General features: G+C 52.6%; 18 protein-coding genes. 10 read left to right on the top strand and 8 right to left on the bottom strand.

Annotated elements, in window-relative coordinates; translation table 11 throughout:
- Nucleotides 1–80: 80 nt before the first annotated feature.
- Together GN278_16375 and GN278_16370 are read right to left on the bottom strand one after the other, a co-directional pair.
- Entirely contained in the window at nucleotides 81–1,568 is a 1,488-nt protein-coding gene (locus tag GN278_16375; protein XAT62203.1) for an ABC transporter substrate-binding protein, read from the bottom strand.
- A gap of 169 nt (nucleotides 1,569–1,737) precedes the next feature.
- Nucleotides 1,738–2,595: a DUF2125 domain-containing protein gene (locus GN278_16370; GenBank protein XAT62202.1), complete on the bottom strand. Its 858-nt coding sequence runs from the start codon at nucleotides 2,593–2,595 to the stop codon at nucleotides 1,738–1,740.
- 66 nt (nucleotides 2,596–2,661) lie between these two features.
- Between GN278_16370 and GN278_16365 the strand changes: the two genes are divergently transcribed.
- Genes GN278_16365 through GN278_16355 form a run of 3 tightly spaced genes read left to right on the top strand, consistent with a single transcriptional unit; the run spans nucleotide 2,662 to nucleotide 7,270 of the window.
- A complete protein-coding gene (locus tag GN278_16365; GenBank protein XAT62201.1) occupies nucleotides 2,662–3,222 on the top strand; it encodes a gamma-glutamylcyclotransferase in 561 nt (186 codons plus the stop codon).
- 38 nt (nucleotides 3,223–3,260) lie between these two features.
- Nucleotides 3,261–4,466 carry a biopolymer transporter ExbB gene (locus GN278_16360; protein XAT62200.1) on the top strand — a complete coding sequence of 402 codons (1,206 nt, stop codon included), beginning with the start codon at nucleotides 3,261–3,263 and terminating at the stop codon, nucleotides 4,464–4,466.
- Nucleotides 4,467–4,468: 2 nt separating this feature from the next.
- Entirely contained in the window at nucleotides 4,469–7,270 is a 2,802-nt protein-coding gene (locus GN278_16355) for a peptidoglycan -binding protein (protein XAT62199.1), read from the top strand.
- A gap of 62 nt (nucleotides 7,271–7,332) precedes the next feature.
- Here the strand turns inward: GN278_16355 and clpA are convergent, their stop codons facing one another.
- Together clpA and gloB are read right to left on the bottom strand one after the other, a co-directional pair.
- Nucleotides 7,333–9,660, bottom strand: coding sequence for an ATP-dependent Clp protease ATP-binding subunit ClpA (gene clpA, locus GN278_16350; GenBank protein ID XAT62198.1), 2,328 nt, complete (start codon nucleotides 9,658–9,660; stop codon nucleotides 7,333–7,335).
- 156 nt (nucleotides 9,661–9,816) lie between these two features.
- Nucleotides 9,817–10,584 (bottom strand): hydroxyacylglutathione hydrolase, encoded by a 768-nt coding sequence (gene gloB, locus GN278_16345; GenBank protein ID XAT62197.1) that lies wholly within the window; start codon nucleotides 10,582–10,584, stop codon nucleotides 9,817–9,819.
- A gap of 61 nt (nucleotides 10,585–10,645) precedes the next feature.
- Here gloB and GN278_16340 point away from each other — a divergent pair, with 61 nt between their 5' ends.
- The 6 genes from GN278_16340 to GN278_16315 all read left to right on the top strand — a co-directional run bounded on the left by GN278_16340 (nucleotide 10,646) and on the right by GN278_16315 (nucleotide 16,542).
- The gene (locus GN278_16340) at nucleotides 10,646–11,437 is read left to right on the top strand and encodes a hypothetical protein (GenBank protein XAT62196.1); all 792 of its coding nucleotides are present in this window, start codon (nucleotides 10,646–10,648) and stop codon (nucleotides 11,435–11,437) included.
- Nucleotides 11,438–11,675: 238 nt separating this feature from the next.
- Nucleotides 11,676–12,236, top strand: a complete 561-nt coding sequence (locus GN278_16335) for a F0F1 ATP synthase subunit delta (protein ID XAT62715.1) — start codon at nucleotides 11,676–11,678, stop codon at nucleotides 12,234–12,236.
- On the top strand, nucleotides 12,237–13,775 hold the full coding sequence (locus tag GN278_16330) for a F0F1 ATP synthase subunit alpha (GenBank protein ID XAT62195.1): 1,539 nt from the start codon (nucleotides 12,237–12,239) through the stop codon (nucleotides 13,773–13,775).
- 12 nt (nucleotides 13,776–13,787) lie between these two features.
- Complete coding sequence (locus GN278_16325) at nucleotides 13,788–14,663, top strand: F0F1 ATP synthase subunit gamma (protein XAT62194.1); 876 nt, start codon at nucleotides 13,788–13,790, stop codon at nucleotides 14,661–14,663.
- A 17-nt stretch (nucleotides 14,664–14,680) separates the two neighbouring features.
- Nucleotides 14,681–16,105 (top strand): F0F1 ATP synthase subunit beta, encoded by a 1,425-nt coding sequence (gene atpD / locus GN278_16320; protein XAT62193.1) that lies wholly within the window; start codon nucleotides 14,681–14,683, stop codon nucleotides 16,103–16,105.
- Nucleotides 16,106–16,116: 11 nt separating this feature from the next.
- Complete coding sequence (locus tag GN278_16315) at nucleotides 16,117–16,542, top strand: F0F1 ATP synthase subunit epsilon (protein XAT62192.1); 426 nt, start codon at nucleotides 16,117–16,119, stop codon at nucleotides 16,540–16,542.
- Between the two features lie 56 nt (nucleotides 16,543–16,598).
- Here the strand turns inward: GN278_16315 and GN278_16310 are convergent, their stop codons facing one another.
- Nucleotides 16,599–17,201 (bottom strand): TetR family transcriptional regulator, encoded by a 603-nt coding sequence (locus GN278_16310; GenBank protein ID XAT62191.1) that lies wholly within the window; start codon nucleotides 17,199–17,201, stop codon nucleotides 16,599–16,601.
- Nucleotides 17,202–17,445: 244 nt separating this feature from the next.
- On the opposite strand from GN278_16310, the gene GN278_16305 reads away from it, so the two are divergent.
- Nucleotides 17,446–18,468, top strand: coding sequence for a hypothetical protein (locus GN278_16305; protein ID XAT62190.1), 1,023 nt, complete (start codon nucleotides 17,446–17,448; stop codon nucleotides 18,466–18,468).
- A gap of 237 nt (nucleotides 18,469–18,705) precedes the next feature.
- Here GN278_16305 and GN278_16300 read toward each other — a convergent pair whose 3' ends face one another.
- From GN278_16300 to GN278_16290, 3 genes are all read right to left on the bottom strand, one after another.
- The gene (locus GN278_16300) at nucleotides 18,706–19,731 is read right to left on the bottom strand and encodes a DNA polymerase III subunit delta (protein XAT62189.1); all 1,026 of its coding nucleotides are present in this window, start codon (nucleotides 19,729–19,731) and stop codon (nucleotides 18,706–18,708) included.
- A gap of 129 nt (nucleotides 19,732–19,860) precedes the next feature.
- Nucleotides 19,861–22,413 carry a leucine--tRNA ligase gene (locus GN278_16295; protein ID XAT62188.1) on the bottom strand — a complete coding sequence of 851 codons (2,553 nt, stop codon included), beginning with the start codon at nucleotides 22,411–22,413 and terminating at the stop codon, nucleotides 19,861–19,863.
- A 174-nt stretch (nucleotides 22,414–22,587) separates the two neighbouring features.
- Nucleotides 22,588–23,265 (bottom strand): TIGR02117 family protein, encoded by a 678-nt coding sequence (locus GN278_16290; GenBank protein XAT62187.1) that lies wholly within the window; start codon nucleotides 23,263–23,265, stop codon nucleotides 22,588–22,590.
- Nucleotides 23,266–23,483 lie beyond the last annotated feature (218 nt).

The raw sequence follows: 23,483 nt of genomic DNA, 5'->3' as shown, positions 1-23,483 counted from the left end.
AAACATAGGTCCAGTAAAATGGCAAAAAAAAGGGGGCAGATTTGCCCCCTTTTACAGATTTTAGGTCTTCATGTTCCGATTTAGTTGGCCCAACTGACCCCTGTTAGATCATTGGCTTGAGTTGGCGCATTGACCCAAAGCCCACGTATTTTGGCATCGGCAACGGTCGAATATGCCAGCTCGAACAGATAGCCGTTGACGTAATCGTCGGAAATGATCCGCTGTGCCTTTTGCAACATTGCGCTGCGTTTGGCCGGATCGCTTTCCGCATTCAGTTCGGTCATTAGGGCTTGGAATGCAGGGTTGTCGTATTGGAAGTAATACTCAGGCCGCGCATAAATGCCGATGTCCATCGGTTCGGTGTGGCTGACAATAGTTAGGCCATAATCCTTGCCGCGGAACACCTGCTCAAGCCATTGCGCCCACTCAAGATTGCTGATCTCGGTTTCAATCCCAACTTCGCGCAATTGCGCTGCGATAATTTCACCGCCGCGCCGTGCATATGAGGGGGGTGGAAGTTTGAGCGTGGTTTCAAACCCGTCTGGAAAGCCGGCCTCGGCCAGAAGCTGCTTGGACAGCTCGGGGTCATAGGCTGAGTTTCCTGTCAAATCGACATAATCGGGGTTGTGCGGTGCGAAATGGGTGCCAATCGGGGTCCCGTAGCCAAACATTGCACCGTCGATAATTGCTTGGCGATCAATCGCATGGGCAATGGCTTTGCGCACTTTGACATTATCCAGAGGCGGCATTTTGTTGTTGGTCGACAAAATGGTTTCGCCCTCGGTTGAACCAGACAGCACCTGAAAGCGTGCATCCGCTTCAAACTGTGGCAGGTTTTCCGGCGCCGGGAAGCCAGCAAAGACATCCACATCCTGCGCCATCACCGCTGCAAAGGCAGCCGTTGGATCCGAGATGAACTTGAACGTGGCCGCATCCAATGCGGGCGCTGCGCCCCAATAGTCGCCGTTACGCGCCAGCTCGATGCGGTCGCCCTGCACCCAGTTGACGAATTTGAACGCGCCGGTGCCGACCGGATTATTTTTAATGCCCTCAATACTTTCAGGGGCCACAATTACAGCATCCCCCCATGCCATGTTGAACAAAAAGCTGCCGTTGGCCTGATCCAAATTGACTTTGACGGTTGTGCTATCGACAACGCTCACATCGGTGATGCCGGAAAACAGAGCTTTTTGGGCATTGGTGCTGTCTTCGCCGCGCGCGCGATCAAGCGAAAACTTTACATCTTCGGCATCCATCGCAGTGCCGTCGTGGAACGTCACACCGCTATGCAGGTGAAAGGTGTATTCGGTCCCATCTGCGGAAATATCCCATGATTTTGCCAATCCGGAAATGATCGCCCCGTCCGAGGCAAACCGCGTCAGGCCTTCAAAAACATTGGAGTAAAGTACACTGTCGATCGCACCGGCGGCTGCGCTGGTGGGATCAAGATGCGGTGGCTCAAGCTGAATTGCGATCGTCAGTTCATTCTGAGCGGCCAAACTGGTGCCGGTAACCGAGGCAATCGCCAAAGCAGTGGCGGTTAAAAACTTGGAAGTTAGTTTTGACATGAACTTCTCCTTTTTGTGTGAAATCGTGACCGGGCGGGCATTTCGTTACACGGCCTATTTGTGATGCGCGGTCTCTGTGCAATGCCCTATAGTAACAATTTTTATCCACTTGCCAACAAAATATGAATCCGGAACCGGACAAGTGATCTGCCGAGGTGGTTTACGGAATTTAATTCACGGCCGCATCGTCATAGGGGGCTATGGTTAGACCTGAGCGGGAAAATCCCTTATCTGGCTGGTTTTCTGGAAGGGCGGAACCAAGAAGCGATTTAACGATTTGCCAGTGTTTCTGATCTGCTTGCAGTCGGCCGCGCAGTCCTGTGTCCAAGCCAAGAGACAGCCAGCCCTCAAGCGTAACATCGACATCATTTATGCCCAACTTGATGTTAGAAACTTCGAAAGTTTCATTCGGGCGAAGCTGTGGCAACAGGCCGTTAAATCCAAGCGCTTGGCCGCTAATATCGAACAATAAGCGCATTTCGCCCTCCTGCGCGCCCTCGTCAAGTTTAACGTCTTTGAGCCGAATATAGACTTTTACGCCTGTTGCGGTTTCCACGATGGAAAACTGCAAATCCTGCGCCGCGAGCCATTGGCGGCCTGAGGATGAAATCACGATATCTCTGGCTTCGGTCGACAGCCGGAACTGACCCGGATCACGGGTCACAACCGAAGCTCTTAATCCTTGGTGGCGCATATCAAAATTGCGCTTATTAAAAGTTATCTTCTGGGTGTCTGGCCATACCAAAATATGGTGGTCCGGTTGATAACTTAGCCGCATTATTTGAATAAAATCTGCGCGCCAATCAAGTCCAGGGTTGGCCGCTGACAGCTTTGGGTTTTGCATGGTCATATCATACCGATTCGGAAACCCGAGCTGTGAAAGGTCGGAAAACCCAATGTCGTAACCGGCTTGTTGCTGGTCAGAAATCCAAGTTGTGATTCGCATTTTGTTGCTGGCCCCGCCCCAAAACCAGGCAGCAGACCAAAGCAGCGCGGCCAAAAAGATGATCAGTAACATTCGAAACATGCAGCCAGCCCTTTCGGTTGCGGATAAAATCGTGTTTACAGACGCAAAACCAGAAGGGCCAGTGAAATGGATATGTGGGTGTTCGGCTACGGATCGTTGCTGTGGAATCCCGGCTTTGACTATGTGGAAACAGCCCTCGCGCGGCTTGAGGGCTATCAACGTAGTTTCTGCATGCGCTCGATCCATCATCGGGGCACGGTTGAGCATCCGGGATTGGTCTTGGCGCTTGATCAAACAGCCGGTGGCAGTTGTGACGGGCTTGCCTTTCGGGTGGCGAAATCTGCCGAAGCCACCACCTTGGCCTATTTGCGCGAGCGTGAATTGGTTTCTTCGGCCTATCTCGAAAAAACGGTTCCGGTCGCCTTGCGCTCGGGGCAGTCGGTTGCGGCGCTGACCTATGTCATTGATCCCGGTCATGTCCAATATTGCGGGTCTATTCCTTTGACCGAACAGGCACAGATTATTGCTGCGGCTAAAGGGGGGATGGGGCCAAATTCAGAGTATCTCTTTAATACGGTCGCCCAGATCACTAAATTGGGTCTTGAAGATGCAGATTTGCAATGGCTTGTTACTCAAGTTCGAGCAAGGCATGATGAAATCCTTGGCTCTGGCGCAGATGCACTTTAGGGTGGGCCATAAATCAATTGGTAGTAGGACCTGACCGCATGGATCAGTCGAACCTCGAAGACAAATTACAATTTTCACAGCCCGTGCGTCAGGTCATGCTGATGCTAATCGTGGTTGGGCTTACAGCCTTTGGGGCGGTGATTGCCGCGCCAAGCGTGATGCCGGTGGTGCAATCAAACCTATGGCTTAACGGCTTTATTATATTTGTTTTTGCAATCGGGGTAATCAGCTGTTTTGTACAGGTTGTGCAATTGATTTCTTCGGTGCGCTGGATTGAAAACTTTGCCCGTGAAAAGGGCAGCGTTTCGTCTAAAGCACCGCAGCTTTTGGCCCCTTTGGCAACACTTTTGCGCGCGCGCGGTGCGCAGATGCAGATCGGAGCGGCCTCAACACGATCCATTTTGGATTCGGTTGGTACCCGCATCGAAGAAGTGCGTGAGATCACGCGCTATATTGTGAATCTGCTAATTTTCCTTGGTTTGCTTGGCACGTTTTATGGTCTGGCCACCACGGTACCGGCTTTGGTGGAAACCATCCGTTCGCTCGCCCCACAAGAGGGCGAGTCCGGCTTTGCCGTCTTTAGCCGGTTGATGAATGGTCTTGAAAGTCAGCTGGCCGGTATGGGTGTCGCGTTTGCTTCGTCCTTGCTGGGACTTGCAGGATCGCTGGTGGTCGGGCTTTTAGAGCTTTTTGCCGGTCACGGCCAAAACCGCTTTTACCGTGAATTGGAAGAATGGCTATCAAGCATCACCCGCCTTGGATTTTCATCCGGAGATGGCGAGGGAACGCCCGAGCAAAATATGGCGCTTGGTGTGGTTAACCAGATGGCTGATCAAATGGATGCCCTGCAGGCCATGTTCGCCCAAAGTGATGGTGCCCGGGCGTTGGTGGATGAAAAGCTGAGCACGCTCGCAGATACCATAGACAGGCTTGGTCAGAGGCTTGAGGCCAATACCCCCGGTGCGATGGCGTTATCACAAGTTGCCGAAGGTCAGGAAAAGCTGATCGAGGTACTGGGCAAAAAGGAACGCAGTGATGCCATGGATGCGGAAAGCCGGATGCGTCTGCGCTCGATTGATGTGCAAATGCTTCATCTTACCGAAGAAATTTCCGCGGGGCGGCAGGAAAGCATCAGCGCCCTACGCTCTGATTTTGCCGCTTTGACCAATGCCATATTGAAAGCCACTGAGGATTTTGAAAAGGCTGAAATGCAGCCCGCCAAGCCGAAGAAAACAAAGGATTAAAAATGGCGCTCTCGCGACGCACAGGGCAGCGCTTCCAAGCCTCGATCTGGCCGGGGTTCGTGGATGCGATGACCGGCTTGCTACTTGTGCTGATGTTCGTGCTGACCATTTTTATGGTGGTGCAGTTTGTGCTGCGTGAAACCATCACCGGTCAGGAAAGCGAGTTGAACACTCTTAGTGCGGAAATTGCTGCAATTGCCGAAGCACTGGGCATGGAGCGCGACAAAGTCAAAACGCTTGAAACCGAACTTGGCACGCTCAACGCGACCTTGGGTGACACCCAGGCCGAGGTTACGGCGCAATCGCAGTTGATCGCACAGCTCACTCAGCAGCGCGACGATACGGCAGACCAACTGGCACAGGCCAGCCAAAGAATTGCAAGCTTTGAAGAACAGGTTGCCTCGCTGTTGGCCGCGCAGAATAAATCAAATCAACAAATCACCACGCTTGAGGCGGAAAAGGTTGAATTACTGAGCCAGCAAGAGCAATTGAATTTGGCCCTTGCCAGTGCCCGAAGTGAAATTGACAGCGCCACAGAAGACGCAAGGCGCAAAGCCGCAGAGCGTGAGGCGCTGACTGCCTATATTGCTTCGCTCGAAGCGGCAAAGGCGGAAAATGAAACCCAGATCGCGCAGCAAAGTGAAGATCTTGTAAAGCTCAAAGATATTCTGACCGAAGAAGAAGCCGCGCGTCTGGTGTCCAGTCAGGTCGCCCAAGAGCTGCGCAAACAGCTTGAAAATGCCACTGCCGAGCTGACCGCCATGACGTTGGTGTTGGAAGAACAGCGGCGCAAAGCAGAAGAAACATTAATCATACTTGCCGCAGCAGAGGCCGCAAAAGCCGACCTTGACCAGATGCTTCAAGAAACACTTTTGGCATTGGAAGCGGCCAATCTAAAAGTTGATAGCCAAAGCCAGGCAATATCCGATCTTGAAACCACCGGTCAGCAGGTCAAAGCCGCCTTTGATCAATCCGAGGTCGCTTTGGCCGCCGCCTTGGCGCGTCAGCAGATGCTTGAAATGCAGATCAGTGAACTGCAGGCCGCGCTAAAGATCGCTTTGGGATCAGATGAGGATAAAGCGGCGCAGCTGAGTGCATTGCAGACCGAATTATCACGGGCCCAAGATCAGGTTGCGACTCTAAATCAGGCGCGCCAATCGGCGCAATCGCTTGCTGAAAAGCTTCAGCTTCAGCTGTCAAGCGCGCTGGAAGATATCGAGCGGCTCAACCAAGATCGGTTAGAGAAATCTGACCGGTCACTGGCGCTGCAAGACCGGCTTGCGCAGACCCGCGAAGAGTTGCAGCGAGCAGAACAGGCAGCCGCCAACGGGCAAGAGAAAAATGCCACTTTAGAGCAAAAGATTGCTGCGCTTTTGCTCAGCCTTAACCAAGCTGAGGCACAATCTGCTGAAACAAAAGACCAATTGAGGGACACCCAAGGCACCCTAAGCGACACACAATCCGCGCTGCGCAATGAACAGGCCGCGCGGGCCAAGGCCATGAGCGAAGCCGAGGCATTGAACCAGAAACTGGCGCAGGCTTTGGTGAATTTGACCGCTGCCGATGCGGACCGCAACCGCGCGGCAACCGATATTGAACAGTTGCAAGAGGCGCTGCGCAAACTTGAGCAAACCAGCAGTGATGCGCAGCGCAGTCTTGAGGCTGATCTTGCCTCGGCCGTGGCCGACAAGCTGGCGATTGATAAACAGCGGTCCGATACACAGGCGCAATTGGCCCAAGCGCTGAACGCCTTAAGCGTAGCCGAGCAGGCCCGCGATAGCGCTGCAGATGAGGCTGTTCGTCTAGAAACCCAACTGGCAACACAAAAACAGACAGATGATGCGGCGCGGCGCAGCCTAGAGGCGGATCTTGCTGCTGCACTGGCCGCTAAACTAGACGCCGAAACCGACCGCAAAAAAGTTCAAGATCAGTTGCAGCAGGCGCTTGCGGCGAAGCTGGCGGCGGATCAGTTATCCCAAACCCGCCTAAACGAGTCGGTAGAGCGCCAAATTCTGCTGCAAAACGCGAAAGAGCAACTGGCCGAGAAAGCCGCAACGCTTGATAAGCGCGCGCAAGATTTGCTGAAGGCCGAAAAGCAATCCGCCCTTCTTAATCAGCAGGTCAGCGAACTGCGCAAACAGCTAGGCCAATTGCAGGCCTTGCTTGAGGTGTCAGAAGAGCTGGATGCAAACAACCAAGTTCAGTTGCAAAATCTAGGTAACCGGCTGAATGCGGCACTGGCGCGGGCGGCTTCAGAGCAGCGTAAACGCTTAAAGCTTGAAGAAGCGGCGCGCAAAAAGCTTGAAGAAGAGCGCAATTCACTGGCCAGTCAGGCCGAAGAATTGGCCAAATATAAATCCGAGTTTTTTGGCCGTCTGCGCGAAGTTTTGGCCGCCGAAGAAGGCGTGCGCGTTGTCGGCGACCGCTTTGTATTTTCCTCAGAGGTTTTGTTTCGGCCGGCACAGGCACGTCTATCAGGCAAAGGTGAGGATGAGATTACCAAAGTGGGGCGCATCCTGCAGCGCGTGATGTCGGATATTCCTGACGGGATTGACTGGGTTATCCGGGTTGACGGACATACGGATAATCTGCCTTTGTCTGGCACCGGGCGCTATCGCGATAACTGGGAGCTAAGCCAAGCACGTGCTCTGTCGGTGGTCAAATTTATGATCACCCAATTGCAAATTCCGGCTGGCCGTTTGGCCGCCAATGGTTTTGGGGAATTTCAGCCAGTAAATACCGCGAACACCACCCAAGCGCGGGCGCAAAACCGCCGGATCGAGATTAAACTGACAGAGCGGTGATAAGGTTGCGCATCGGGTTTAGTCCCCTTGCTTGGGGATCTAAACCCTCACTCTTAGGCGGATCAGTCTGCTGTTAACAAGGGCGGCTTATCGCCCGACAGCCGTGGATTTTGCGGACCTTCGAGGGTCAGCTTGAGTTCGCCTTTGCTGACACCCACTTTAACCAGTCCGCCTTTGGCAAGTTTGCCAAAAAGCAACTCTTCGGCCAGCGGCTTTTTGATATGCTCTTGAATGACACGTCCAAGTGGCCGTGCACCCATTTTCTCGTCATAGCCTTTGTCAGCCAGCCATTCGGCGGCTGCGCGGCTGAGTTCAATTGAAACGTGGCGATCCATCAATTGCGCTTCGAGCTGCAATACGAATTTCTCGACCACTTGCAAAATGACATCCTTGGGCAGCGGTGAAAAACTCACCACCGCATCCAGACGGTTGCGAAACTCGGGCGTGAACGTGCGCTCGATGGCAGCAGTGTCTTCGCCTTCGCGCCGATCGCGGCCAAAGCCGATCGCTGATTTGGCCATTTCGGATGCACCAGCATTTGAGGTCATGATCAAGACCACATTGCGGAAATCAACCGACCGGCCGTTATGGTCGGTCAGGGTGCCGTGATCCATCACCTGCAATAGAATGTTATAGACATCCGGGTGGGCTTTTTCGATCTCATCAAGCAGCAGAACACAATGCGGATGCTGATCCACTCCGTCGGTCAACTGACCGCCCTGATCAAATCCGACATAGCCCGGAGGCGCCCCGATCAGCCGGCTAACCGCATGTTTTTCCATGTACTCGGACATATCAAAGCGCAGCATTTCCACGCCAAGAACATCTGCGAGCTGTTTTGCAACTTCGGTTTTACCAACCCCTGTTGGACCTGCAAAAAGATAGCTTCCAATGGGTTTTTCCGGCTCGCGCAGACCCGCACGGGCCAGTTTGATCGCCGAAGACAGCGCGTCGATGGCTTGGTCCTGACCAAACACCACCCGTTTCAGACTGACTTCCAGGTCTTTCAGCACAGCAGCATCATCTTTGCTGACATTCTTTGGTGGAATGCGGGCGATTTTGGCCACCACAGCTTCAATTTCCTTGATACCGATAGTTTTGCGCCGTTTGCTTTCGGCCACCAGATGCTGGGCCGCGCCCGCTTCATCAATCACGTCAATGGCTTTATCGGGTAGTTTACGGTCGGTGATATAGCGCGCCGACAGCTCAACTGCGGATTTGATCGCATCGGCGGTGTATTTGATGCTGTGATGCTCTTCGAAATAGGTTTTGATGCCGCGCAGGATTTTAATGGTGTCATCAACGCTTGGCTCATTCACGTCAATTTTCTGAAACCGGCGGCTGAGAGCGCGGTCTTTTTCAAAATGCTGACGGTATTCTTTGTATGTGGTTGACCCCATGGTGCGCAATTTGCCGCCCTGAAGCGCTGGCTTTAGCAGGTTTGAGGCATCCATAGCCCCGCCAGAGGTTGCACCAGCCCCAATTACGGTGTGAATTTCATCAATAAACAGAATTCCATCCGGATGGGCCTCTAATTCTGTAATCACCGCCTTGAGCCGCTCTTCGAAATCACCGCGATATCGGGTGCCAGCCAAAAGCGCGCCCATATCCAGTGAGAAAATAGTGGTTTCAGACAGCACAGCGGGGGTATCCCCTGCCACGACCTTGCGCGCTAGCCCTTCTGCAATCGCAGTTTTGCCAACGCCGGGGTCGCCCACCAAAAGTGGGTTGTTTTTACGCCGACGGCAGAGCACCTGAACACAGCGCTCAACTTCATGGCTGCGCCCGATTAGCGGATCAATATCGCCCTCTAGCGCCTTGGCGTTTAAATCGACGCAGTATTTTCCAAGTGCGGATTCGTTCTTTTCATCGCTTTTGCCGCGGTCTGTGGCCTCGTCATCATCCATATCGCCAGCGCCCGATACCGAGCGTGCTTCGCCAAAATTGGGATCTTTGGCAACACCATGGGCGATGAAATTCACCGCGTCATAACGGGTCATATCCTGATCCTGCAGGAAATAGGCGGCGTTCGATTCGCGTTCGGCAAAAATCGCAACCAGCACATTTGCGCCGGTTACTTCAGTGCGGCCCGAGGATTGGACATGGATCGCTGCGCGCTGGATCACCCGCTGAAAGGCGGCTGTTGGAACGGCTTCAGAGCCTTCTACATCGGTGACCAATGAAGCCAGATCACCTTCGATAAATTCAACCAGATTACCGCGCAATTCATCCAAATCCACATCACAGGCCCGCAGCACGCGAATCGCATCCGGTTCGTCCAACAAGGACAGCAGCAAGTGTTCTAGGGTGGCAAATTCATGCGACCTGTCGTTGGCCAAAGCCAGTGCTGCGTGGATGGAATGTTCAAGCGTGGTCGAAAATGAAGGCACGTGGCGCGCTCCTATTTAGATTGTGGTTGAGGCGAGGCCTCAATCGTTTTGGTTTTCCCTACTTAGTTTGGTTTATCTTAGCGGGTCTTCAAGTCCTTTCTGCGAAATCTATGCCAGATATTTGAAAATAGTCCTTTTGCACAGGATATTTTTACCTCAAAATGTGTCTTTTCTACGTCGAATTTCTGCAAAGACCTGTGAATCGCTATTATTTTCCATTTCTAAGCGGTTTCGAATTTCCGCGCTATGGGGCCGCAAAAACGGATTGGTGGCCAATTCTTCGGATAATTTTGACGGAACTGTTGGGTGATTTTTTTTCCGGGTGTCATCAACCTTTGCCGCGCGCGCAACTAGATTTTCATTGCCTGGCTCAATACTAAGCGCAAAGCGGGCATTGGCGGCGGTATATTCATGACCAGAGCATATGATTGTAGCCGGCGGCAGCCGCATCAGTTTTGACAGGCTATCCCACATTTGTGCGGCGCTGCCTTCGAACAGCCGGCCGCACCCAAGCGCCATCAAGCTATCGGCTGTAAATGCGATGCCGGACTTGGGGAAATACACAGCAATATGGCCCAAGGTATGCCCAGAGACATCGTAAACTGTTGCCTCTTCTCCGGCGAAGGTAAATGGATCGCCTTCGCTCAATGCCAAATCCAAAGCGGGCAGACGGTGGGCGTCTGCGGCCGCGCCAACCACTTGTGCAGGATGCACATCCAGAAGCTCTTGCAACCCCTGCACATGGTCTGGATGGTGATGGGTCAGCAGCACGTGGCTGACATGCCAGTTGCGCTTTGCCAACTCGGCGATAATCGGCGCGGCCTCAGGCACATCGACCAGCAGTGTTTGGTCAGAGGCGTCATCATGCAGCACGAATGCGTAATTATCCGACAGACAGGGGATGGTCACAAGCTTAAAAGACATTTCAATTCCGTTGATTTCCGCAGTGGTATTGTTAGTGTGGCCCATGATTAGGAGCGTGGCAATGCATCTTGATGTGCAAGAGTTACGAAATTTTTACTATCGGCAGGCTTTGGGCCGTGCGGTCCAACGCAGCTTGCGCGCAACTGTGCTAAAAATCTGGCCGGACACAACTGGCCAGACGGTTGTTGGCTTTGGCTTTGCTGTGCCGCTTCTTCGTCCGTTTCTGGCCAAATCACGGCGGGTGGTCGCCTTGATGCCGGGGCCGCAAGGCGTGATTGCTTGGCCTAGTGGAGCCGCCAATCACGCGGTTCTGATTGATGAACGTTTCTGGCCGCTGGAAACCGGCCATGTGGATCGGCTTTTGGTCTTGCACGGCCTAGAGGCCAGCGATGATGCGGCGACGATGCTTGAAGAAGCGCGTCGCGTGTTGGGGCCCGGGGGGCGCGCGCTTTTTATTGTCCCGAACAGAGCCGGACTATGGTCGCGCAGCGAAAAGACCCCGATGGGCTTTGGCCGGCCCTATAGCGCATCGCAGCTTGAAACGCTGCTTAGGGTGCATGGGTTTCTGCCGGAAAAATCCACTGCGGCGCTGTATCAGTTGCCATCGCAGCGCCGTTGGTGGCAAAAAATAGCACCAGTTTTTGAGCGGATTGGCAAAGGACTGCCGTTTTTGGCGGGCGGGGTTTTGATTGTCGAGGCTAGCAAACGCGTTCAGCCCATGCACTCAAGCAAAACGCCGTTACCAGCCAAACGGCCTTTGCGTGTGCTAGAAGGACTGGCGGAACCAAAGCCGAAACCGGCCTTATCGGTGCAGCAAAACATCCAAAGCATACTGCAAAAAGAATCGCCATGACGATAGATTTTTGAAGGATTTTCGCGCCTTAGATTGATGCATTCGGTCGCAGTTTCTCTAAGTTCATATTTTTAAGGGTTTCTGAGATTGAATTATTCTTAATTGGGCGGTTGCTACGCCGCACATGCTCTGTTACACCCACGCCGATTTTGATGGTTTGCTTCGGCAGCCGCTTGTAACGCCCCCAGAGCCGCCTTTTGTGGTCTTGGCAATGGGGCCAGATATCGAAAGGGTGGACGTGTCCGAACCAGCTTCGATCTCATCCGGAATTGCCGCGCGCTACGCGACGGCTGTTTTTGAACTCGCCAAAGACGCTTCGGATTTAAAGAAACTCGAAAGCAATATAGATGATGTGCGCGCGGCGCTCGCAGACAGTGAAGATTTCAGAGTGCTGATCAGCTCGCCGCTTTATAGCCGCGAAGATCAAAGCACAGCCATTGCGGGCATTGCTGCTAAAATGAAGCTGATGCCGATGCTCGCGAGCGCACTCGGATTAATGGCATCCAAGCGCCGGTTGTTTGTTTTGCCGCAGCTGTTGGATCGCTTGCATGATCTTATTGCAGAAGACAAAGGCGAGGTTACAGCCGAGGTTATTTCAGCCAAAGCCATGACCAAAACCCAATCTGACAAATTGGCCGCGGCGATCAAATCGCGCATCGGCAAAAATGTCAAAATTGATGCGACCGTCGATCAAGAGTTGATAGGCGGTCTTGTTGTTAAAGTGGGCTCGAAAATGATCGACACGTCGATTAGGTCCAAACTTAATTCCCTACAGAACGTAATGAAAGAGGTCGGGTAAATGGGCATCCAAGCAGCCGAAATTTCCGCAATCCTAAAAGAACAGATCAGTAATTTTGGTCAAGAGGCCGAAGTTGCCGAAGTTGGCCGTGTGCTGTCTGTTGGTGACGGGATTGCCCGTGTATACGGTTTGGACAATGTTCAAGCCGGTGAGATGGTCGAGTTTCCTGGTGGTATTCAGGGCATGGCCTTGAACCTTGAAACAGACAATGTTGGTGTTGTTATCTTCGGTACCGACCGCGACATTAAAGAAGGCGATGTGGTCAAGCGGACCAATTCGATTGTGGATGTGCCTGCGGGCGATGCACTTTTGGGCCGTGTGGTTGATGGTCTGGGCAATCCTTTGGATGGCAAAGGGCCGATCAAAACCAAAGAACGCCGCGTTGCGGACGTCAAAGCGCCGGGTATCATCCCGCGTAAATCGGTACACGAGCCGATGGCAACAGGCCTAAAATCTGTTGACGCGATGATCCCGATTGGCCGTGGCCAGCGCGAATTGATCATCGGCGACCGTCAAACCGGTAAAACCGCCGTGGCTCTGGATACGATTCTGAACCAGAAATCATACAATGATGCCGCTGGTGATGATGAAAGCAAAAAGCTTTACTGTGTTTATGTTGCGATCGGGCAAAAGCGTTCGACCGTTGCGCAGCTGGTGAAAAAGCTCGAAGAAACCGGCGCGATGGCGTATTCTATCGTGGTTGCGGCGACCGCATCCGATCCGGCGCCAATGCAGTTTCTTGCGCCCTATTCGGCGACATCCATGGCGGAATATTTCCGCGACAATGGCCGCCACGCGCTGATCATTTATGATGATCTGTCCAAACAGGCGGTATCGTATCGTCAGATGTCCCTGCTGCTTCGCCGCCCACCCGGACGTGAAGCCTATCCTGGCGACGTTTTCTATCTTCACTCGCGCCTGCTTGAGCGTTCAGCGAAACTGAACGAAGATCATGGCGCTGGCTCGCTTACTGCGCTGCCGATCATCGAAACCCAAGGCGGCGACGTGTCGGCCTTTATTCCGACCAACGTGATTTCGATCACAGACGGTCAGATCTTTTTGGAAACCGAACTCTTTTACCAGGGTATTCGCCCTGCGGTGAACACAGGTCTGTCGGTGTCTCGTGTTGGATCATCGGCGCAAACATCTGCGATGAAGTCTGTCGCCGGTCCGGTGAAACTGGAATTGGCTCAGTACCGCGAAATGGCGGCGTTTGCGCAGTTCGGCTCTGATCTGGATGCCTCCACACAAGCCTTGCTAAACCGCGGCGCGCGTCTGACAGAACTGATGAAACAGCCACAATACTCGCCGCTGACCAACGCCGAGATTGTCTGCGTGATCTACGCAGGTACCAAAGGCTATCTGGATAAAATCAGTGTTCAGGATGTCGGTCGGTTCGAAACCGGTCTGGTTGCACATCTTCGCAGCAACCACAGCGATCTTTTGGATCACATCACTACTGAAGATCCAAAAGTCAAAGGGGAAGCGGAAGATAAAATCCGTGCGGCTCTGGACGAATACGCTGCTGATTTCGCGTAAGGGGAAGAGGCTATGCCAAGTCTAAAGGACTTAAAAAACCGGATCGCAAGCGTCAAGAATACGCGCAAGATCACCAAGGCGATGCAGATGGTCGCGGCGGCAAAATTGCGCCGTGCCCAAGAAGCTGCCGAGGCATCGCGTCCATATTCAGAACGCTTTAACGCCGTCATGGGCGCCTTGGCCGCATCGGTCGGTTCGTCTGAAAGCGCGCCGCTTTTGCTGCGCGGCACCGGAAGTGAGCAAAACCATCTGCTGGTGGTTTTGACCGCAGAGCGTGGACTGTGTGGCGGTTTTAATGCCAATATCGCCAAGCTGGCCAAACAGCGGGCAACGGAACTGATGGCGGCTGGTAAATCGGTGAAAATCGTCACAGTCGGTAAAAAAGGTCGTGACAGTATGCGCCGCGAGTTTGGCGAATATTTTATCGACCATGTTGACCTGACTGAAATCAAACGGATCGGGTATGAAAACGCTCAAAATATCGCCAAAGGCATCTTAACGCGCTTTGAAGATGGCGAATTTGATGTGGCAACAATGTTTTACGCGCAGTTCGAAAATGTGGTCAGCCAAATCCCGACCGCGCAGCAAATCATTCCGGCAAAGTTTGACGCCAGTGATGAGCCAAGCGGATCAACGTTTTACGAATACGAACCCGGCGAAGAGGCAATCCTTGCCGATCTTTTGCCGCGCGGAGTGGCGACACAGATGTTCGCGGCGCTGCTGGAAAACGCTGCCTCTGAACAAGGTGCACGGATGTCCGCAATGGATAACGCCACGCGCAATGCGGGCGATATGATCGACAGGCTGACGATCGAATATAACCGCTCGCGTCAAGCTGTGATTACTAACGAGCTTATTGAAATTATTTCGGGCGCAGAAGCGCTGTAAAGAACCGGAGACGAACTATGGCAAACGCAAAAGGCAAAATCACTCAGGTGATCGGCGCCGTTGTCGACGTGCAGTTTGATGATCAACTGCCTGAAATCCTCAACGCATTGAACACGGATAACAATGGTAGAACATTGGTTCTTGAAGTGGCTCAGCACCTTGGTGAAAACACTGTTCGCACAATCGCGATGGACGCCTCTGAGGGTCTGGTGCGCGGTCAAGAAGTGACAGACACAGGCGGACCAATTTCGGTACCGGTCGGCAATGCGACTTTGGGACGTATTTTGAACGTGGTTGGCGAACCCGTGGACGAGCAGGGCCCTGTTGAGGCCACTGAAACCCGCGCCATCCACCAACCCGCTCCGGAATTTTCCGAACAATCTACCGAATCCGAAGTGTTGATCACCGGGATTAAAGTGATCGACCTTCTGGCCCCCTACGCAAAGGGCGGTAAAATCGGTCTGTTCGGTGGTGCCGGTGTTGGTAAAACAGTTCTTATCATGGAATTGATCAACAACATTGCCAAAGTGCACTCGGGCTTTTCGGTGTTTGCCGGTGTGGGCGAGCGGACCCGTGAAGGTAATGACCTTTACCACGAAATGATCGAGAGCAACGTTATCAACCCTGATAACCTGTCGGAATCCCAAGTGGCGCTGGTTTACGGCCAGATGAACGAACCTCCCGGAGCGCGTGCCCGTGTGGCGCTGACCGGTCTGACATTGGCCGAGCAGTTCCGGGACCAGTCCGGAACAGACGTTCTGTTCTTTGTGGATAACATCTTCCGCTTTACGCAAGCCGGTTCCGAGGTCTCTGCGCTTCTCGGCCGTATTCCTTCGGCGGTTGGTTACCAGCCAACGCTGGCCACCGACATGGGCGCGCTGCAAGAGCGTATTACATCGACCAAATCCGGATCGATCACATCGGTTCAGGCGATTTACGTACCTGCGGACGATTTGACCGACCCTGCGCCAGCCACCTCGTTTGCGCACCTTGATGCGACCACTGTTCTCAGCCGTGCGATTTCCGAGCTTGGTATTTATCCTGCGGTTGACCCGCTGGACTCGACCTCGCGTCTGATGGACCCATCGGTTGTGGGTGAAGAGCATTATCAAGTGGCCCGTGACGTTCAGGGAATTTTACAGCGCTATAAGTCCTTGCAGGATATTATCGCGATCCTTGGTATGGACGAGCTGAGCGAAGAAGACAAATTGGCCGTTGCCCGTGCACGTAAAATTCAGCGTTTCCTCAGCCAGCCGTTTGACGTGGCGAAAGTGTTCACCGGCTCTGACGGGGTTCAGGTGCCGCTTGAGGATACAATTTCTTCGTTCAAAGCTGTTGTTGCCGGTGAATATGACCACCTTCCTGAAGGTGCGTTCTATATGGTTGGCGGCATTGAAGAAGTGATCGCTAAAGCCGAGAAAATGGCAGCAGACGCGGCCTAAAGGAGGCCATGATGGCACAGACTATGCAATTCGATCTGGTTAGCCCCGAGCGGCGCCTTGCATCCGGTCAAGTCACCGCGGTGCAAATTCCAGGTGTCGAAGGCGATCTAACCGCGATGCCAGGCCATATGCCGATGATCACAACCCTGCGCCCCGGCGTGCTGCGTGTTAGCAGTGAAGAGGGCGATAAGGATTATGTGGTCACCGGCGGATTTGTCGAGATCGGCGAAGGGCTTTCCGTATTGGCTGAAAAAGCGGTTCTGCGGTCTGAAATGACCCAAGAAACCTATGATGAGATGATCAAAGAAGCTGAGAATTTCTATGGCAAGGCTAAAGAAACCTTTGAAAATCAACCTGGACCCGTGGATGATGCGGCTAAGATGTTGTCGGACATGGTGGCTTTGGGAGACGATATCGGGTTGGGCAACCGCCGGTAATCGAGGCTTTTAAAAGCAGAAAATTATTAGGCCTTCGGATCATTCCGGAGGCTTTTTTAATGGGTTTGACCGGGGTCGCTGTCGTGAAACTGCGGCAAGACATCAAGCACGCCCAACCCGTTCATTGTTTCCGCTTTCAAAGTGCCCGATGCAACCAGTTGGGCATAGCCGTGCACCATGCTCCACAGCATCGTCTGGGCGCGTTGATCGGCGTCTTGCAGATCTGATTTATCCCAGACAAGTCCTTTGGAAATATCTTGTAATATTATCAAACAGGTGCCAATCGGCGCCTTAAGAACAGGATCATCCCCATTGATTTTGCGTTTTGAAAACATCAACTCGAAAAGCGCAGGATGGCCTGCGGCGAACTCAACATATCCTATAAGCGCGGCATTGCGGCGCTCGCTACGCTTTGCATCGGCGCTTAAATCGCGCTGCATGAACCCGAAAAGCATTTCATAGCCGCAAGCCGCCAGCGCAGTGAGCAATCCGGTGATATTGCCAAAATGGTTTTTAGGGGCTGTATGGCTAACCCCCGCGCGATCCGCACAATTGCGCAACGACAGGCCCGATAATCCCGATTCTGCCAGAATTTCCAAACCCGCCGTAATGAGTGCGGCTTTTAGATTGCCGTGATGATATTTTTTTGTGTTTGTCATCAACCCTACATCAAATTAAAAGTTTACACTGTAAATATTGACTTGACGCTACTGCCCCATTGTGGCACTTAAAGTTTACACTGTAAACATTGAAATGTTTGCAGTCACCCTAACCATTTCACACTGTTCGAATGCAGCGCAATTGTGCCGCATCGTCCAGCCCTTTAACCGCGCAATGGCGTTTAGCGCAAGTCTTTAGGCATTTTTGCAATTGGAAAACCCTGCATTTAGAAAGGATAAAAAAATGTATTTCTATATTAAAATTTTAGCTGCTTCAGTGGTCGTGATTGGCCTGTTGCTGGCTTTGGTATGGACCACCAATTTTGCTGGTCTGAAAGAGCGCATTTACGTTAGCCAAATTGTAAAACTACGGGTGTCCCCCAAGCGTTTGGAAAATGTCAAAAACCCCTCAGATTATGGCATGAGCTATCAGGACGTTGACATTATGACACCGGATAATATTCGTCTAAGCGCTTGGGAAATCCCTGCACCAATGGCCTCTGACAAAACCATTATCGTCAATCATCCTCTGACCACCACCCGCTATGGCTCGACCGAAGGCCTTGACGGGGTTACAGCAGAGTTTCTACCCATGGTGAAACATCTGCACACCGCGGGTTATAATGTGGTGATGTATGACCACCGGGGCCAAGGCGATAGCGACGGCGGTATTGGTAAGAATGCCCAAGGCACAGAAGCCCCTGTCGGCGTGGGAACAACAGAATGGCAAGATGTGATCGGTTCGCTTAATTATGTCAAAGCGCACGCTGATTTTGGCGATGACGAGATTGCGTTTCTCAGCCAGTGCATGGGTGCAAACGCCACGTTTAAAGCATGGCGCAAAGCGCCCGAATTATTCGCTGATCCGCAAATTAAGGCCTTGGTTGCCAATCAGCCCACTGTGTCCTTCAACATGATTTCACGCTTCATCAAAATCAAAACCGGTATGGACCTGGCCGAGGCGGTCGAGACGGAACAGGAAAAACAATTCGGCTTCCGCTTTGCTGATACGCTTAAAGATGCACAAAGCATGACGGTTCCGGTGCTTTTTGCTCAGGTGCGCAAAGATCAATACACCTATGATACCGAAACCGGAAAAAATGATATTGAGTTGATTTACAACCTCACCCCGACCGAAAAGGAAATGATCTGGATTGGCGAGGAAAAAGGCAAACCTTTTGGCAATGAACAGCGTTTTGATGCCTATCAGTATTTCAACAAATATCCGGAACAAATGCTGGCTTTTCTGGAGGCTAAATTTAACTGATACCCCGATGTGAATGGTCCGCTGCCAAAGATGGCGGACCAACCGACTTTATCGAAAAGCAGAACGAAGTGCATTGGGCTTACACCCGCTTGATCTGAGCGCCTTATAAAGCCGCCCGAAAGAAGATTTAATCGCCTTTTACTGCACCACCGCGATACTGCCGCGATACCGACGCGAAACAGATGCTTGAAATAGAGCAATTTATAGGTGCTTATAATGCTATAATACGCGCCTTTTCTAGCGCTGGGCGACCATTGCAAGTCGCACCATTGCGCGCTCAACCACCGCCATCGCTGGAGAATTTTGATTGGCTGAGCGAAGCTGCAAGTCAACATCCGTCAGCATGCTCAGCGCCCGTTTTGCGCGCTGTGCGCCCCAGCGCGTGGCTTGCCGTTGCAGCCGGTCGCGCCGCGGCCCATAGACCGGTGGCCGCAACTTGCCAATACCAGCTGAAACCCCGCCCGGATCAGAAGCCGCAGTATAGAGCAGCTTGAAATGCCGCGTTGCGTTGATACATAAGCTCACTGGCTGAATACCTTGTGAGCGCAGTCTTTGCATCACCGGCCCGATCTCTTCTGTGCGTCCTTCGGCCACACAGTTCAGCACATCATCTATGCCGGTTTCCTGTGAAAGTGGGGCGCATAAATCAATCTCGTCCGGAGACAGCGGGCTGTCATCGCCAAACTTATAGAGGGCAATCTTTTCAATGGTTTGGCGAAAATCTCCGGGGGGGATCATCCGCGCCAAAGCGCCAAGCGCTTCGAGCGCGTTACGGGGCAGGTCGCGCAGACCGGCGGTGCGCAATTCTGCCTCGATCTCATCACGGGTTGGCGGGTCGTCATAAATGCCAGCGGCATAGGCATTCGGGTGCTTTTCAAACAGTTTTCGCAGGCTTGAGCTGGCGCGCAACTGGTTTGCGGTCACGATAATCTGTGCATCCCCGTCGGACCAGTCCTCAAGCGCCGCGGTGATAATCTTGGTCAGCCCATCTGCGGCGTCTTCGACAAAGGCGACCCTCGGGCCGGGAAAAAAGCTTTGCGCTTTGATCGCATCGTTCAGCATGGCAGGGTCTTTGCGCAGCTCGCCTGCTGCAATCCGTGTCAGCCGCATTTCTGCTTCGCCTTCAGGGCCGATCAGTGCTGCGATCACCTGTTGCCGCTTTAGCGCCACCCGCATTGCGTCAGCGCCATATATCAAAAGCCCACTGCGGTTCGTTTCAGGCTTGGCAAAATACCCGTTTGCTTGCCGCCCCGCCAGCTTCACTGGAAACCTACTTTAGGTCTAAGTCTATGAAAGAAAATATCTTTTCGGGCACAGGTCATTAAATTCAGGTGGCTGGGCAAACTGAAAATGCCCCTCCGATCGGCTGGTAAGTTCAGATAAAAACTGTCTTTATACCACCACATTCACAATCCGTCCGGGCACCACAATCACCTTTTTGGGCGCGGCCCCATCAAGCGCCCTAATGATAGCTTCTTCGTTTAGCGCCAGCTTTTCAACCTCGGATTTATCAAGATCCTTGGCGATCACGATTTCCGCACGCCGTTTGCCGTTGACCTGAACCGGCACAGTCACAGTGGTTTCCACTAGCAGGCTCTCATCCGCTACTGGCCAAGGTGCGTTGACCAAAAGCCCTTCTCCGCCCTGATGGGCCCAAATATCTTCGGCCAAATGCGGTGTCATAGGTGACATCAACTGCGCCAAGGTTATCACCGCTTGGCGCTGCACAGCAGCACCGGCTTTGGATTTGGACAGGGTGTTGGTAAAGCTGTAAAGCTTTGCAATCGCGGCATTAAAGCCAAAACTTTCAAGGCCCAAGGTGACATCGCGAATGGTTTTATGCATCTCGCGCAGCAGCGTGTCGTCGCCTTCTCCGGCGGCATCCACGGCCATATCCTTGATCCGATTGCAAAGCGTCCAGACCCGCGAAAGGTGCTTTTGCGCCGCATCAGCGCCGCTCGCGCTCCATTCTACATCGCGCTCGGGGGGGCTGTCTGACAGCACAAACCAGCGGGCGGTATCGGCGCCGTAAGCGGCAATAATATCCACTGGATCAACTACGTTCTTTTTCGACTTGGACATTTTGGCAGGCGGCAGCACCTCAACCTTGGTGCCATCGGCCAGTTTACCATCTTTGACATCTTCGGGCAGATGATAGATGGGACGGCCGCCATTAGCATCGCGGGTTTGATAGATCTCATGCGTGACCATGCCTTGGGTAAAGAGCGCGTTAAACGGCTCTACCTCTTTGTTTTTAGGCAAGTGACCCGTGATCTGCATCGCGCGCATGAAAAAGCGTGAATAGAGCAGGTGCAGAATCGCATGTTCGATGCCGCCAATATACTGGTCCACATTCATCCAGTAATCCAGATCACCCAGATCGGTTGGAGTCTCTGCACGCGGTGATGTAAAGCGGGCAAAATACCAAGAGCTGTCCACAAATGTGTCCATGGTATCGGTTTCGCGTTTGGCTGGGCCACCGCATTTGCTGCACACACAATCACGCCATGTTGGATGGCGATCAAGCGGATTGCCCGGGCGGTCAAATTTAACGTCATCGGGCAAACGAACAGGCAGGTTTTCTTTCTTTTCTGGCACTACACCGCATTTTTCGCAGTGAATGACCGGGATCGGGCAGCCCCAATAGCGCTGACGGCTCAGCCCCCAATCGCGCAAGCGGAAGTTGGTCACGCCTGTGCCCCAGCCTTCCTTTTCAGCAAAGGCAATTGTGGCATCTATCGCCTCTTGTCCTGTGGCAATATCAAGACCGGCAAAATGATCGACCCATTTTACTTTTTCGGTTTTTGGTGGAACGAAGGCCTCATTCGCGACCGGAGTTTCATTGTCGATGGCATAAAAGGTATCAATCACCGGCAGTTCATATTTGCGGGCAAAATCAAGATCGCGTTGGTCATGCGCAGGACAGGCAAAAATCGCCCCGGTGCCATAATCCATCAAGATGAAATTGGCGATCCAGACCGGCAATTCCCAATTGGGATTGAGCGGATGGCGTACGCGAAGACCTGTGTCGATGCCTTTTTTATCGGCCTTTTCCATATCCGCTTCTGAAGTGCTCATTTGCCGGCATTCGGCATTAAAGGCAGCGATGTCTGAATTGTCTGCCTCAAGCGCGCGGGCGAGGGGATGATCAGCTGAAATCCCCACGAACGAGGCACCCAAAAGCGTATCCGGGCGCGTGGTGTAGACCTTGATGTCAGCATGCTCTGCCGGAGCATCGATCACGTCAAAGGCAAATTCGAGCCCGCGCGATTTACCGATCCAGTTCGATTGCATCAGTTTGACCTTGGCGGGCCAGTCATCAAGCCCGTCCAAAGCCGTTAAAAGCTCTTCTGCATGATCGGAGATTTTGAAAAACCATTGCGTCAGCTCACGCCGTTCGACAACAGCGCCTGATCGCCACCCACGGCCCTGTTCGACCTGTTCATTGGCCAGAACGGTCATATCCACCGGATCCCAGTTGACCACGGCGTTTTTGCGGTAGACCAGACCGGCCTCTAGAAAATCCAAAAACAGCGCCTGTTGCTGACCATAATATTCCGGATCGCAGGTGGCGAATTCACGTGACCAGTCAAACGACAGGCCCAGCGGCTTCATCAAATCCCGCATATCGTCAATATTTTTATAGGTCCACTCTTTGGGGTGGCCGCCAATTTCCATAGCGGCATTTTCCGCTGGCATTCCAAAAGCATCCCAGCCCATGGGGTGCAGAACGTTATGGCCGGTGCTCATCTTATAGCGCGCGACTACATCGCCCAATGTGTAATTTCGCACGTGACCCATGTGTAGTTTGCCCGATGGATAGGGAAACATTTCAAGCACATAATATTTGGGCCGGCTTTCATCGCGCTCAGCTTTGAAAACATCGGCCTGTTCCCAAGCCTTTTGCCATTTTGCTTCGATTTCTGCAGCGGAATAGCGCGACATGATAGAGCCCTTTTAATCTAACGTTCTTGAAGGGGGTGATAGAGGTTTGCTGCACAAGCGTCCAGAGCTGGTTTTTGCCAAATCATGCTTATTGTTATGCTCTTAGTGTAAAGAAGCTGAGATATGGTCGTCTTTTCCCAGCGTCGTTTGTGCTGTGGGTTTTTGTTTGTTGGGTCAATCCTCTTTTTGCCAAAGCCAATGCGATAATGTGACCGCATAGGGCATCGGGGTCCAGTACCCGAACTGAAACCCCGCGTCGCGCAATATTTGGCTAATCCATGTGTTGCACGTGATGAACATGTTGAATGTTCCCTCGGCCTCATAAAAAATATCTGTGCCGGTCAACTGCGCATCAATCGGCAATCTTGTCTGATCATCCGATTGCTTGAAACTGGCGTTTATTGCCAAGAGAAATCTTGAAAATTCCTGCTCGGTCATTTTTAGGCGGAGGACATCCAAGTCTGCCCTTAGAGTGCCCACACTATCTATTCTGATAGTGGCGGTATCGCCGGTGATGGCTTTCCAAACGGCTTGGGCGGTGACATCGCCGTAGCCGCCCATGGTTGTGTAAAATGCGCGCGCACCCCATCCCACTACGAACCAGCCTAGCCTAGGGTCATTTACAGGCAGGCCTTGCTGCTCAGCAAAACTAAAGGCGGCGCGTGATTCTGGAACGGCAGGAATTAGAAAATCATAATGTATCGGACCTGTGTAGAGTAGAACCTCAATGTCGCCCGCGCCTTGTGTTTGTTTTCTTGCCACATCTGGAACAATGGCGCCAATGACTGCCGCCAGGTTGTAGAGCGCCAAAGCAGCAAGCAGTGAAAAAGCAATGCGGCGCAGGGTTTTCATAAACTGCCGAAATGAATTGGCATTTGAAATGACCTATCTTGCAAATATTTACAGTGAGTATTCACCATTTCATGCATCGTTCCAATAAGTATATTGCCAAATATATCGCCAATGGCATTCTTTGGAGGAAATTTTAAGAAAGCCCAATTAAGGCCATAATTTTGTTGAATTTACTCGGTAATTGCAAGCATTGAGCGATCTTTGCGTTGTTCATTTTT

Source organism: Rhodobacteraceae bacterium Araon29 (assembly GCA_039640505.1).
GTDB lineage: Bacteria > Pseudomonadota > Alphaproteobacteria > Rhodobacterales > Rhodobacteraceae > CABZJG01.
The sequence above is the reverse complement of the archived record's forward strand: the minus strand, read 5'-3'. Positions and strand labels throughout refer to the sequence as shown.

Bases quoted from the DNA above. Each gene is read 5' to 3' on its own strand.
- GN278_16375 (XAT62203.1), bottom strand. From the start codon at position 1,568: ATGTCAAAACTAACTTCCAAGTTTTTAACCGCCACTGCTTTGGCGATT.
- GN278_16370 (XAT62202.1), bottom strand. From the start codon at position 2,595: ATGTTTCGAATGTTACTGATCATCTTTTTGGCCGCGCTGCTTTGGTCT.
- GN278_16365 (XAT62201.1), top strand. From the start codon at position 2,662: ATGGATATGTGGGTGTTCGGCTACGGATCGTTGCTGTGGAATCCCGGC.
- GN278_16360 (XAT62200.1), top strand. From the start codon at position 3,261: ATGGATCAGTCGAACCTCGAAGACAAATTACAATTTTCACAGCCCGTG.
- GN278_16355 (XAT62199.1), top strand. From the start codon at position 4,469: ATGGCGCTCTCGCGACGCACAGGGCAGCGCTTCCAAGCCTCGATCTGG.
- gloB (XAT62197.1), bottom strand. From the start codon at position 10,584: ATGTCTTTTAAGCTTGTGACCATCCCCTGTCTGTCGGATAATTACGCA.
- GN278_16340 (XAT62196.1), top strand. From the start codon at position 10,646: ATGCATCTTGATGTGCAAGAGTTACGAAATTTTTACTATCGGCAGGCT.
- GN278_16330 (XAT62195.1), top strand. From the start codon at position 12,237: ATGGGCATCCAAGCAGCCGAAATTTCCGCAATCCTAAAAGAACAGATC.
- GN278_16325 (XAT62194.1), top strand. From the start codon at position 13,788: ATGCCAAGTCTAAAGGACTTAAAAAACCGGATCGCAAGCGTCAAGAAT.
- atpD (XAT62193.1), top strand. From the start codon at position 14,681: ATGGCAAACGCAAAAGGCAAAATCACTCAGGTGATCGGCGCCGTTGTC.
- GN278_16315 (XAT62192.1), top strand. From the start codon at position 16,117: ATGGCACAGACTATGCAATTCGATCTGGTTAGCCCCGAGCGGCGCCTT.
- GN278_16310 (XAT62191.1), bottom strand. From the start codon at position 17,201: ATGACAAACACAAAAAAATATCATCACGGCAATCTAAAAGCCGCACTC.
- GN278_16305 (XAT62190.1), top strand. From the start codon at position 17,446: ATGTATTTCTATATTAAAATTTTAGCTGCTTCAGTGGTCGTGATTGGC.
- GN278_16295 (XAT62188.1), bottom strand. From the start codon at position 22,413: ATGTCGCGCTATTCCGCTGCAGAAATCGAAGCAAAATGGCAAAAGGCT.
- GN278_16290 (XAT62187.1), bottom strand. From the start codon at position 23,265: ATGAAAACCCTGCGCCGCATTGCTTTTTCACTGCTTGCTGCTTTGGCG.